At 39.4% G+C, this 11795-nt stretch carries 10 protein-coding genes; 6 read left to right on the forward strand and 4 right to left on the reverse strand.

The features are described 5' to 3' along the window. The first annotated feature begins 13 nt into the window (after window positions 1-13). The 3 genes from HMPREF2701_RS00905 (at window position 14) to lacG (ending at window position 3767) form a co-directional block, all read left to right on the forward strand. On the forward strand, window positions 14-331 hold the full coding sequence (locus tag HMPREF2701_RS00905; RefSeq protein WP_001078329.1) for a PTS lactose/cellobiose transporter subunit IIA: 318 nt from the start codon (window positions 14-16) through the stop codon (window positions 329-331). Further along, the gene (locus HMPREF2701_RS00910; RefSeq protein WP_001037324.1) at window positions 331-2022 is read left to right on the forward strand and encodes a lactose-specific PTS transporter subunit EIIC; all 1692 of its coding nucleotides are present in this window, start codon (window positions 331-333) and stop codon (window positions 2020-2022) included. The genes HMPREF2701_RS00905 and HMPREF2701_RS00910 overlap by 1 nt, the downstream gene beginning before the upstream one ends. A gap of 338 nt (window positions 2023-2360) precedes the next feature. Further along, window positions 2361-3767: a 6-phospho-beta-galactosidase gene (gene lacG, locus HMPREF2701_RS00915; RefSeq protein ID WP_070481820.1), complete on the forward strand. Its 1407-nt coding sequence runs from the start codon at window positions 2361-2363 to the stop codon at window positions 3765-3767. 39 nt (window positions 3768-3806) lie between these two features. On the opposite strand, the gene HMPREF2701_RS00920 is transcribed toward lacG, so the two are convergent. The 4 genes from HMPREF2701_RS00920 to nrdH all read right to left on the reverse strand — a co-directional run bounded on the left by HMPREF2701_RS00920 (window position 3807) and on the right by nrdH (window position 8334). Next, window positions 3807-4574: a DeoR/GlpR family DNA-binding transcription regulator gene (locus tag HMPREF2701_RS00920; RefSeq protein ID WP_049516646.1), complete on the reverse strand. Its 768-nt coding sequence runs from the start codon at window positions 4572-4574 to the stop codon at window positions 3807-3809. A gap of 143 nt (window positions 4575-4717) precedes the next feature. Next, on the reverse strand, window positions 4718-5680 hold the full coding sequence (nrdF, locus tag HMPREF2701_RS00925; RefSeq protein ID WP_000451386.1) for a class 1b ribonucleoside-diphosphate reductase subunit beta: 963 nt from the start codon (window positions 5678-5680) through the stop codon (window positions 4718-4720). Between the two features lie 195 nt (window positions 5681-5875). Further along, window positions 5876-8035 carry a class 1b ribonucleoside-diphosphate reductase subunit alpha gene (gene nrdE, locus HMPREF2701_RS00930; protein ID WP_070481822.1) on the reverse strand — a complete coding sequence of 720 codons (2160 nt, stop codon included), beginning with the start codon at window positions 8033-8035 and terminating at the stop codon, window positions 5876-5878. Window positions 8036-8115: 80 nt separating this feature from the next. Next, window positions 8116-8334, reverse strand: coding sequence for a glutaredoxin-like protein NrdH (gene nrdH / locus HMPREF2701_RS00935; RefSeq protein ID WP_000259240.1), 219 nt, complete (start codon window positions 8332-8334; stop codon window positions 8116-8118). 350 nt (window positions 8335-8684) lie between these two features. Here nrdH and HMPREF2701_RS00940 point away from each other — a divergent pair, with 350 nt between their 5' ends. From HMPREF2701_RS00940 to adcAII, 3 genes are all read left to right on the forward strand, one after another. Next, window positions 8685-8948, forward strand: a complete 264-nt coding sequence (locus HMPREF2701_RS00940; protein WP_000146947.1) for a phosphocarrier protein HPr — start codon at window positions 8685-8687, stop codon at window positions 8946-8948. 5 nt (window positions 8949-8953) lie between these two features. Continuing rightward, entirely contained in the window at window positions 8954-10687 is a 1734-nt protein-coding gene (gene ptsP / locus HMPREF2701_RS00945; RefSeq protein WP_042751092.1) for a phosphoenolpyruvate--protein phosphotransferase, read from the forward strand. A 142-nt stretch (window positions 10688-10829) separates the two neighbouring features. Then, the gene (gene adcAII / locus HMPREF2701_RS00950; RefSeq protein ID WP_061590456.1) at window positions 10830-11747 is read left to right on the forward strand and encodes a zinc-binding lipoprotein AdcAII; all 918 of its coding nucleotides are present in this window, start codon (window positions 10830-10832) and stop codon (window positions 11745-11747) included. Window positions 11748-11795: the final 48 nt, after the last annotated feature.

The raw sequence follows: 11795 nt of genomic DNA on the forward strand, positions 1-11795 counted from the left end.
GGAGAATTCTATCATGAATAGAGAAGAAGTAACATTGTTAGGTTTTGAAATCGTAGCCTATGCTGGCGATGCTCGTTCAAAATTATTGGAAGCCTTGAAGGCTGCTGAAGCTGGTGATTTTGCGAAAGCGGACACTTTGGTAGAGGAAGCTGGTAGCTGTATTGCAGAGGCTCACCACGCGCAAACAAGTCTATTAACTAAGGAAGCTTCTGGTGAGGACTTAGCGTATAGTGTGACCATGATGCACGGTCAAGATCACTTGATGACAACCATCTTGTTAAAAGATTTGATGCACCATTTAATTGAACTCTACAAGAGAGGAGTTAAGTAATGAATAAATTAATTGCATTTATCGAGAAAGGAAAGCCTTTCTTTGAGAAACTATCTCGTAATATCTATCTTCGTGCTATTCGTGATGGTTTCATTGCAGGTATGCCCGTTATTCTCTTCTCAAGTATCTTTATCTTGATTGCCTTTGTACCAAACTCATGGGGCTTTAAATGGTCTGATGAAGTTGTAGCTTTTCTGATGAAACCTTACAGCTATTCTATGGGTATTCTGGCTCTCTTGGTAGCTGGTACAACAGCTAAGTCATTGACCGACTCAGTAAACCGTAGCATGGAGAAGACCAATCAAATCAACTATATGTCAACATTGTTGGCAGCAATTGTTGGTTTGTTGATGTTGGCAGCTGATCCTATCGAAAATGGTCTAGCTACTGGATTCTTGGGGACAAAAGGTTTGCTTTCAGCCTTCCTTGCTGCCTTTGTTACCGTAGCCATCTATAAGGTTTGTGTTAAGAACAACGTCACTATTCGTATGCCTGACGAAGTTCCACCAAATATCTCACAAGTCTTTAAAGATGTGATTCCATTCACTCTATCAGTTGTTTCTCTTTATGCTCTTGATTTACTAGCTCGTCATTTTGTTGGTGCTAGTGTAGCAGAATCAATCGGTAAATTCTTTGCACCACTCTTCTCTGCTGCTGATGGCTATCTTGGTATTACCATTATCTTTGGTGCCTTTGCCTTCTTCTGGTTTGTTGGTATCCATGGTCCATCTATCGTTGAACCAGCAATCGCAGCTATTACCTATGCAAATGCCGAAGTCAACTTGAACCTTCTTCAACAAGGTATGCACGCTGACAAGATTCTTACTTCTGGTACACAAATGTTTATCGTTACCATGGGTGGTACAGGTGCGACACTGGTTGTTCCATTCATGTTCATGTGGTTAACAAAATCAAAACGTAACCGCGCAATCGGACGTGCTTCAGTAGTTCCAACTTTCTTTGGTGTAAATGAACCAATCTTGTTTGGTGCACCGCTTGTATTGAACCCGATCTTCTTCATTCCATTTATCTTTGCTCCAATCGCAAACGTTTGGATCTTCAAATTCTTTATTGAAACACTTGGAATGAACTCATTTACTGCTAATCTACCATGGACAACCCCAGCTCCACTAGGTCTAGTTCTTGGTACTAACTTCCAAGTTCTATCATTCATTCTTGCTGCCCTTCTAATCGTGGTTGACGTAGTCATTTACTATCCATTCCTTAAGGTCTATGATGAACAAATTCTAGAAGAAGAACGTTCAGGTAAATCTAATGATGAATTGAAAGAAAAAGTTGCTGCAAACTTCAACACTGCAAAAGCAGATGCTATTCTTGAGAAAGCTGGTGTAGAAGCAGCACAAAATACAATCACTGAAGAAACAAATGTCCTCGTTCTCTGTGCAGGTGGAGGGACAAGTGGACTTCTTGCGAATGCTTTGAATAAGGCAGCTGCAGAATACAATGTTCCTGTGAAAGCAGCAGCAGGTGGCTATGGTGCTCACCGTGAAATGTTGCCAGAGTTTGATCTTGTTATCCTTGCTCCTCAAGTTGCTTCAAACTTTGAAGATATGAAAGCAGAAACAGATAAACTCGGTATTAAACTTGCGAAAACAGAAGGCGCTCAATACATCAAATTAACTCGTGATGGAAAAGGTGCTCTTGCATTCGTACAAGCTCAATTCGATTAACGATAGGGACTGTGAAACAGTCTCCTCTCGTTACGGAAATCGCTATGGCGAATTTCCTAATCGCCTTATTAATTCGTCGGTAAAAAGACATCGTTTTTACCTCCTCATGTCACAATTCGATTAAGGCTAGGGACTCTGAAATAGTCTTCTATCGTTACGGAAATCGCTATGGCGAATTTCCTAATCGCCTTATTAATTCGTCGGTAAAAAGACATCGTTTTTACCTCCTCATGTCACAATTTGGTGACTTGGTACAAGAAGTGAGATGGAGAAGGATGGCTCACTGACTCCTCTCCTCTCACTTTTACTTTATTTAAAACAAGAAATAGGTGAAAAGTATGACAAAAACATTACCAAAAGACTTTATTTTCGGTGGCGCAACAGCTGCCTATCAAGCAGAAGGTGCTACACATACTGATGGAAAAGGACCAGTTGCGTGGGATAAATATCTTGAAGATAATTACTGGTACACTGCAGAACCAGCCAGTGACTTTTACAATCGATATCCAGTTGACCTCAAGCTAGCAGAAGAGTATGGTGTTAATGGTATTCGAATTTCTATTGCTTGGTCACGTATTTTCCCGACTGGTTACGGTCAAGTAAATGCTAAAGGTGTTGAGTTTTATCATAATCTATTTGCAGAGTGTCACAAACGTCACGTTGAGCCCTTTGTAACTCTTCATCACTTTGACACACCAGAAGCTCTCCACTCAAATGGCGACTTCTTAAACCGTGAAAATATCGAACACTTTGTAGATTACGCTGCCTTCTGTTTTGAAGAATTTCCAGAAGTAAACTATTGGACAACATTCAATGAAATTGGACCAATCGGTGATGGTCAATACTTGGTTGGGAAATTCCCTCCAGGTATTCAGTACGACCTTGCCAAAGTTTTCCAATCGCACCACAATATGATGGTTTCTCATGCGCGTGCAGTCAAGCTATATAAAGATAAAGGCTATAAAGGTGAAATTGGTGTTGTTCATGCTTTGCCAACCAAGTATCCTTTAGATCCTAAAAATCCAGCAGATGTTCGTGCAGCTGAGTTGGAAGATATTATTCACAATAAATTTATTTTGGATGCAACTTATCTAGGTCGCTATTCAGATGAAACGATGGAAGGTGTTAACCATATCTTATCAGTCAATGGTGGTAGCTTGGATATTCGTGAAGAAGATTTCACAGCATTAGAAGCTGCAAAAGACTTGAATGATTTCCTAGGAATCAACTACTATATGAGTGACTGGATGGAAGCATTTGATGGAGAAACTGAAATTATCCATAATGGTAAGGGTGAGAAAGGAAGCTCTAAGTACCAAATCAAAGGTGTTGGTCGTCGTGTAGCTCCTGATTATGTACCACGTACAGACTGGGATTGGATTATCTACCCTCAAGGTTTGTATGACCAAATCATGCGTGTGAAGAAAGATTATCCTAACTACAAGAAGATTTACATCACTGAAAATGGTCTAGGGTATAAAGATGAGTTCGTTGATAACACTGTTTATGATGATGGCCGTATTGATTATGTCAAACAACACTTAGAGGTCTTATCTGATGCGATTGCTGATGGTGCAAATGTCAAAGGATACTTCATCTGGTCATTGATGGACGTCTTCTCATGGTCAAACGGGTATGAGAAACGTTACGGTCTCTTCTATGTAGACTTTGAAACTCAAGAACGTTATCCTAAGAAATCAGCTCACTGGTACAAGAAAGTAGCGGAAAGTCAGATTATAGATTAAACTTTAGATAAAAATCCCCACCAATCGGTGGGGATAATTTTATGGTTTAGAAAGAATAATTTTTGTTTGTTTTGAAAGTTGTTCAAACGTTTCTTTGCTCAGTTTAGAATCTGAAACGATGATATCAATATCAGAGATATTGTAGAAGGTATAGAAATCAAATTTATTGAACTTACTATGGTCAGCTAGTAAGTATTTTTTATTGGAATTATTGAGGGCGATGCGTTGAGATTCACCTTCCTCTTCACTAAAGGTCGCAATCGCATTGTCCTGAATACCATTACAGCTAACGAAAGCTTTAGAAAATTGAAGATTGGCTAAGTTTTGCAAGGTTAGTGTTCCCACAAAGGCTCCAGTGATAGAGCGGTAGTTTCCACCGATTAAAATCAAATCTGTTAGTTTTCGTTCGTTTAAGATGAGAAAGACTGGTAAACTGTTTGTTACAACACGAATATTATCAATTGGAAGTTCACGGGCAAAAGATTCTAAGGTCGTACCAGGGCCGATAAAAATAGTTTCACCCTCATCAATTAAATGGCCTGCAAAACGGCTAATTTCTTGTTTTTCTGCGATTTGTAAGCTTTGTTTTTCAATATTGGAACGTTCATTATTTAAAATAGAACCTGTGCGAATTTTCTCAGCTCCCCCGTGTACTCGAACAAGTAGATCCTTGTCTGCCAACTCTTGCAAGTAGCGTCTAGCAGTCATATCTGACACATCCAAGCGAGTCATGATTTCTTTTACAGTAATAGTTCCCTTTGTATTTACCGTTTCTAGAATATTATCTAGTTTTTCTTGCTTTAACATCGTTATCACCTCTATTTCTATTACTATTTTATCATAAAGTATTCAATCAATCAATTTAAAAAACAAAAGAAAACAAAAACAAAAATATCATGGTTGTTTTAAACAAACCATGATATTTGTTATTGCTTATAAAATAGATAACATTAGTCCAAACCGTAGTTGTAATCATCGTCTTGCATGGCTTCAACTTCACCAAGGAGGTAACCATTTCCGACTTGAGAGAAGAAGTCGTGGTTAGAAGTTCCTGTTGAAATACCGTTCATAACGATTGGGTTGACATCATCAGCTGAATCTGGGAAGAGTGGATCTTGTCCCAGGTTCATGAGAGCCTTGTTAGCATTGTAGCGAAGGAAGGTTTTAACTTCTTCCGTCCAACCAACACCGTCATAGAGGCTTTCTGTATAGCCTTCTTCATTTTCATAAAGAGTGTAGAGCAGATCGTACATCCATTCTTTGAGTTTTTCTTGCTCTTCTTCAGGTAATTCATTAAAACCAAGTTGGAATTTGTAACCAATGTAGGTTCCGTGAACAGACTCATCACGAATAATCAATTTAATGATTTCCGCAACGTTGGCTAGCTTGTTGTTACCGAGATAGTAGAGGGGAGTGAAGAAACCTGAATAGAAGAGGAAGGTTTCGAGGAAGACACTGGCAACTTTCTTTTCAAGTGGGCTACCGTTTAGGTAGATTTCGTTGACGATCTCAGCCTTCTTTTGTAGGTAAGGATTGGTATTGGTCCATTCGAAAATTTCTTCAATCTCAGCCTTAGTATTCAAGGTAGAAAAGATTGATGAGTAAGATTTAGCGTGGACAGATTCCATAAATTGGATGTTATTGAAAACAGCTTCCTCATGTGGTGTACGGATGTCTGCGCGAAGGGCTTGAACCCCAGTTTCAGATTGCATAGTGTCGAGAAGGGTTAAACCACCAAAGACTTTTCCAACCAAGTCTTTTTCTACATTTGATAGCTTTCTCCAGTCATCCAAGTCATTTGACAAAGGAATACGTGTATCAAGCCAGAATTGCTCCGTCAGTTTTTCCCAAGTTGATTTGTCGATGACATCTTCGATGGCATTCCAGTTAATGGCTTTGTAGTAAGTTTCCATTTTGAAATCTCTTTCTGTGTTTAGTATTGCGAACTCACAATTACTTCTATTTTATCATAATTCTAGAGGAGTATCGCACAAAAAGTCGGAAGTCCGACTTTTGTGTTTTTCCATAGTATAGGTGCTTATTCCAGTTTAGTTTAGCAGGGTGAATGAATCACTAATTTGAGAAAAAGTAGTTTCCTCAAGCAAAGATTAAATCACACAGCTTTCACATTGGTTGGCACCGACTTCTCCACCATCATCTGTAAAGGTACGGACGTAGTAGATAGACTTGATTCCCTTGTTAAAGGCATAGTTACGAAGGATAGACAAGTCACGTGTCGTTTGCTTATTTTCCTTCTTCCATTCGTAAAGACCTTTTGGAATGTCACTACGCATGAAGAGAGTGAGTGAAAGTCCTTGGTCCACGTGCTCAGTTGCGGCAGCATAGACATCAATCACCTTACGCATATCCATGTCGTAGGCAGAAGTGTAGTAAGGAATGGTTTCTGTTGACAAGCCAGCAGCAGGATAGTAGATTTTACCGATTTTCTTTTCTTGACGTTCTTCGATACGTTGCGTAATCGGGTGGATAGAAGCAGAAACGTCGTTGATGTAACTGATAGAACCATTTGGCGCTACAGCAAGGCGGTTTTGGTGGTAAAGACCATCTGCTTGAACCTTGTCGCGAAGTTCAGCCCAATCAGCAGCACTTGGGATAAAGACATCTTTGAAGAGTTCCTTAACACGGTTTGATTTTGGAACAAACTCGCCAGTTACATACTTGTCAAAGTAGCTTCCGTTAGCATAGTCTGATTTTTCAAAGTTGTGGAAGGTGATGCCACGTTCACGCGCGATATTGTTTGATTCTACCAAGGTCCAGTAGTTCATAAGCATAAAGTAGATGCTTGTAAATTCAACAGACTCAGGCGATCCATATTCAATCAATTGTTGGGCAAGGTAGCTGTGAAGTCCCATTGCACCAAGACCAAAGGTATGAGCTTGGCTATTTCCGTGGTCGATGGTAGGAACAGCTACGATGTGTGAACTATCTGTAACGAAAGTAAGGGCACGAACCATAGCACGGATAGAACGACCAAAGTCAGGTGAAGTCATCATGTTGACTACGTTGGTTGAACCAAGGTTACATGAAACATCTGTTCCCATTTGAAGGAATTCTTGAGCATCGTTGATCAAGCTTGGTTCTTGGACTTGAAGAATCTCAGAACACAAGTTACTCATGATAATCTTACCATCAACAGGATTTGCACGGTTAGCCGTATCAATGTTGACTACATAAGGGTAACCAGACTCTTGTTGCAATTTGGAAATTTCCGTTTCCAAATCACGTGCTTTGATTTTTGTCTTGCGGATGTTTGGATTTGCGACCAATTCATCATATTTTTCAGTGATGTCGATGTAGTTGAATGGCACACCATACTCAAGCTCTACAGAGTATGGGCTGAAAAGGTACATTTCTTCATTTTTACGAGCCAATTCGTAGAATTTATCGGGTACTACAACACCAAGTGAAAGGGTCTTTACACGAACTTTTTCATCGGCGTTTTCTTTTTTAGTTGAAAGGAAGGCGATAATATCTGGGTGGAAGACGTTGAGGTAGACAACACCAGCACCTTGACGTTGACCCAATTGGTTTGAGTAAGAGAAGCTATCTTCGAAAAGTTTCATAACTGGAACGACCCCAGAAGCTGCTCCTTCATAGCCTTTGATAGGTGCACCAGCTTCACGAAGGTTGCTGAGGGTAATTCCCACACCACCACCAATACGTGAAAGTTGAAGAGCTGAGTTGATAGAACGTCCGATAGAGTTCATATCATCAGTTACTTGGATCAGGAAACATGATACCAATTCACCACGACGAGCACGTCCAGCATTCAAGAAGGAAGGAGTAGCAGGTTGGTAGCGTTGGTGGATGATTTCATTGGCAATATCGATGGCAACAGCTTCATTGCCATCGGCGAAATAAAGGGCGTTAAAGAAGACACGGTCTTCCATGCTTTCAAGATAATATTCACCGTCATTAGTCTTTAAGGCATATTGATTGTAAAACTTATAGGCAGCCATGAAAGACTTGAATTGGAAGTTTTGATCTTTGATAAATTGAGACAATTCTTCCAAAAATTCTGGACGGTATTTCTTGATAAAAGTTGTTTCGATGTAGTTGTGTTCAATGAGGTAGTTGATTTTATCCTTGATTGAATCAAAAACCATAGTGTTTGGAACTACATTTTCTTTAAAGAAAGCATCCAAGGCTTCCTTATCTTTATGCAGCATGATTTGTCCATTAACTGGACGGTTGATTTCGTTATTGAGACGGAAGTAAGTCACGTCCTCAAGATGTTTTAATCCCATAAAATTTCCCTTATCTAATTACAAAAGAAAGGCTTCTAAGTTAGCCCTAGAAGCAGTTTCTTCTGGATGATGTACTAAGATTATGCTAATTGTTTCAGTTTTCCTGGTTGGAAACCTGAAAAGACTTCAGTTGGTGTTTGGATAACAGGAGCTGCGCTGAAACCGAGCTCTTTAACTTGATCGATGTACTCAGGTTGCTCATCAAGATTGATTTCACGATAAGCGACATTATTACTGTCCAAGAAACGTTTGGTCATTTTACATTGGACACAGTTGTTTTTAGAATAAACGGTTACCATTGTGTAACTCCTCTTTCAAAATAGATTACTTTCTTAGTATATCAGAAAATAAATTTTTGTCAATGATTTAAAACTAAATATAGTGGTCTATTTTTCTACTCAAGCTCACAAAACACAATATGTAGTGTTTGTTTTGTAAAATAGTGATGATTATCCTAGAAGTAGTTTTTTGGAAAACTATATCCTGTGTTTTGTTATCTAGAATAGAAGATTTTCAGCAAGTTATCTGAAAGGAAATCGAATAAATCCCATAAAATGCTTGAAAAAAATCCTAGAAGATGGTATAATACCAAATTGTAAGGGTTATCACATATAACTCAAAAAAGAAAGAACAAAAGGAGAGTCAAACTATGGCTTCTAAAGATTTCCACGTAGTGGCAGAAACAGGTATTCACGCACGTCCAGCAACATTGTTGGTACAAACTGCAAGCAAATTTGCTTCAGATATCACTCTTGAGTACAAAGGTAAATCAGTTAACCTTAAATCAATCATGGGTGTTATGAGTCTTGGTGTTGGCCAAGGTGCTGATGTAACTATCTCAGCTGAAGGTGCAGATGCAGATGACGCTATCGCTGCAATCTCAGAAACAATGGAAAAAGAAGGATTGGCATAAGGAAAATGACAGAAATGCTTAAAGGAATCGCAGCATCTGATGGTGTTGCAGTTGCAAAAGCATATCTACTCGTTCAACCGGATTTGTCATTCGAGACTGTTTCAGTCGAAGATACAAACGCAGAAGAGGCTCGTTTGGATGTAGCTCTTGAAGCTTCTCAAAACGAGCTTTCTCTTATCCGTGAGAAAGCTGTAGGTACGCTTGGTGAAGAAGCGGCTCAAGTTTTTGACGCTCATTTGATGGTTCTTGCTGACCCAGAATTGATTGGTCAGATTAAAGAAACAATCCGTGCTAAGAAAGTCAATGCTGAAGCAGGTCTTAAAGAAGTGACTGACATGTTCATCACTATCTTTGAAGGCATGGAAGACAACCCATATATGCAAGAACGTGCAGCGGATATCCGCGACGTGACAAAACGTGTATTGGCAAATCTTCTTGGTAAGAAATTGCCAAACCCAGCTTCTATCAATGAAGAAGTAATCGTAATTGCGCATGACTTGACACCATCTGATACAGCTCAATTGGACAAAAACTTTGTAAAAGCTTTTGTAACAAACATCGGTGGACGTACAAGCCACTCAGCTATCATGGCACGTACACTTGAAATTGCAGCTGTATTGGGAACAAATAACATCACTGAAGTAGTGAAAGACGGTGATATCCTTGCCGTTAACGGAATTACTGGTGAAGTGATTATCAACCCAACAGATGAACAAGCGGCAGAATTTAAAGCAGCTGGTGAAGCTTATGCTAAACAAAAAGCTGAATGGGCACTTTTGAAAGATGCTCAAACAGTAACTGCTGACGGTAAACACTTCGAGTTGGCTGCTAACATCGGTACTCCAAAAGACGTTGAAGGTGTTAACAACAACGGTGCAGAAGCTGTTGGACTTTACCGTACAGAGTTCTTGTACATGGATTCTCAAGACTTCCCAACTGAAGATGAGCAGTATGAAGCATACAAGGCTGTTCTTGAGGGAATGAATGGTAAACCAGTGGTTGTTCGTACAATGGATATCGGTGGAGATAAGGAACTTCCTTACTTCGATATGCCACACGAAATGAACCCATTCCTTGGATTCCGTGCCCTTCGTATCTCTATTTCTGAAACTGGAGATGCAATGTTCCGTACACAAATCCGTGCTCTTCTTCGTGCTTCTGTTCATGGTCAATTGCGTATCATGTTCCCAATGGTTGCCCTCTTGAAAGAATTCCGTGCAGCTAAAGCAGTTTATGAAGAAGAAAAAGCAAACCTTCTTTCTGAAGGAGTTGCAGTTGCGGATGACATCCAAGTTGGTATCATGATTGAAATCCCTGCAGCAGCAATGCTTGCAGACCAATTTGCAAAAGAAGTAGACTTCATGTCAATTGGAACAAACGACTTGATCCAATACTCAATGGCAGCAGACCGTATGAACGAGCAAGTTTCATACCTTTACCAACCATATAACCCATCAATCCTTCGCTTGATCAACAACGTTATCAAGGCAGCTCACGCTGAAGGTAAATGGGCTGGTATGTGTGGTGAGATGGCTGGTGACCAAAAAGCTGTTCCACTTCTTGTCGGAATGGGCTTGGATGAGTTCTCTATGTCAGCAACATCAGTCCTTCGTACACGTAGCTTGATGAAGAAATTGGATACTGCTAAGATGGAAGAGTACGCTAACCGTGCCCTTACAGAGTGTTCAACAATGGAAGAAGTTCTTGAACTTCAAAAAGAATACGTTAACTTTGATTAATAGAAAAGTCCTTGCAACTTAGTTGCAAGGTTTTTTTATAGTTTAAAATCAGAAAATCTATTAACTAGTTCATAAAAAGCTTGACAATAAAAAAAATTGGAGTAGAATATTAACTAGTTAAATAACTAGTTAAGGAGTTTTTATGAAGAAACAAAATTTGTTTTTAGTGTTGTTAAGTGTCTTTCTTTTGTGTTTAGCTGCTTGTGGCCAAAAGGAAAGCCAGTCAGGTAAAGGGATGAAAATTGTGACCAGTTTTTATCCTATCTATGCCATGGTCAAGGAAGTATCTGGTGACTTGAATGATGTTCGAATGATTCAGTCAAGTAACGGAATTCACTCCTTCGAACCTTCAGCAAATGATATTGCAGCCATCTATGATGCAGATGTATTTGTCTACCATTCGCATACACTTGAATCTTGGGCAGGAAGTCTGGATCCCAATCTAAAAAAATCCAAAGTTAAGGTTTTAGAGGCTTCAGAAGGAATGACATTGGATCGTGTCCCTGGTCTAGAAGATGTGGAAGCAGGTGATGGAGTTGATGAAAAAACGCTTTATGACCCTCACACTTGGCTAGATCCTGAAAAAGCTGGAGAAGAAGCTCAGATTATCGCTGATAAACTGTCAGAGGTTGATAGTGAACATAAAGAAACTTATCAAAAAAATGCGCAAGCTTTTATCAAAAAAGCTCAAGAATTGACTAAGAAATTCCAACCTAAATTTGAAAAAGCGAGTCAGAAGACATTTGTAACACAACATACAGCCTTTTCTTATCTAGCGAAGAGATTTGGACTTAATCAACTTGGTATTGCAGGCATCTCTCCTGAACAAGAACCAAGTCCACGACAACTAACAGAAATTCAGGAATTTGTAAAAACCTATAAGGTTAAAACGATTTTTACAGAAAGTAATGCTTCTTCGAAAGTAGCTGAAACTCTTGTTAAATCAACAGGTGTGGGTCTAAAAACTCTGAATCCTTTAGAGGCAGACCCACAAAATGACAAGACTTATCTAGAAAACCTAGAAGACAATATGAGTATTTTAGCAGAAGAATTGAAATGAGGAGATTATGAAAATAAATAAAAAATATCTAGCTGGGTCAGCAGCTGC

The sequence above is a fragment of the Streptococcus sp. HMSC077D04 genome (genome assembly GCF_001808785.1).
GTDB lineage: Bacteria > Bacillota > Bacilli > Lactobacillales > Streptococcaceae > Streptococcus > Streptococcus mitis_BX.

What these genes read in the sequence shown, in the direction of transcription:
- HMPREF2701_RS00905 (WP_001078329.1), top strand. Translation starts at nt 14, where the DNA reads ATGAATAGAGAAGAAGTAACATTGTTAGGTTTTGAAATCGTAGCCTAT.
- HMPREF2701_RS00910 (WP_001037324.1), top strand. Translation starts at nt 331, where the DNA reads ATGAATAAATTAATTGCATTTATCGAGAAAGGAAAGCCTTTCTTTGAG.
- lacG (WP_070481820.1), top strand. Translation starts at nt 2,361, where the DNA reads ATGACAAAAACATTACCAAAAGACTTTATTTTCGGTGGCGCAACAGCT.
- HMPREF2701_RS00920 (WP_049516646.1), bottom strand. Translation starts at nt 4,574, where the DNA reads ATGTTAAAGCAAGAAAAACTAGATAATATTCTAGAAACGGTAAATACA.
- nrdF (WP_000451386.1), bottom strand. Translation starts at nt 5,680, where the DNA reads ATGGAAACTTACTACAAAGCCATTAACTGGAATGCCATCGAAGATGTC.
- nrdE (WP_070481822.1), bottom strand. Translation starts at nt 8,035, where the DNA reads ATGGGATTAAAACATCTTGAGGACGTGACTTACTTCCGTCTCAATAAC.
- nrdH (WP_000259240.1), bottom strand. Translation starts at nt 8,334, where the DNA reads ATGGTAACCGTTTATTCTAAAAACAACTGTGTCCAATGTAAAATGACC.
- HMPREF2701_RS00940 (WP_000146947.1), top strand. Translation starts at nt 8,685, where the DNA reads ATGGCTTCTAAAGATTTCCACGTAGTGGCAGAAACAGGTATTCACGCA.
- ptsP (WP_042751092.1), top strand. Translation starts at nt 8,954, where the DNA reads ATGACAGAAATGCTTAAAGGAATCGCAGCATCTGATGGTGTTGCAGTT.
- adcAII (WP_061590456.1), top strand. Translation starts at nt 10,830, where the DNA reads ATGAAGAAACAAAATTTGTTTTTAGTGTTGTTAAGTGTCTTTCTTTTG.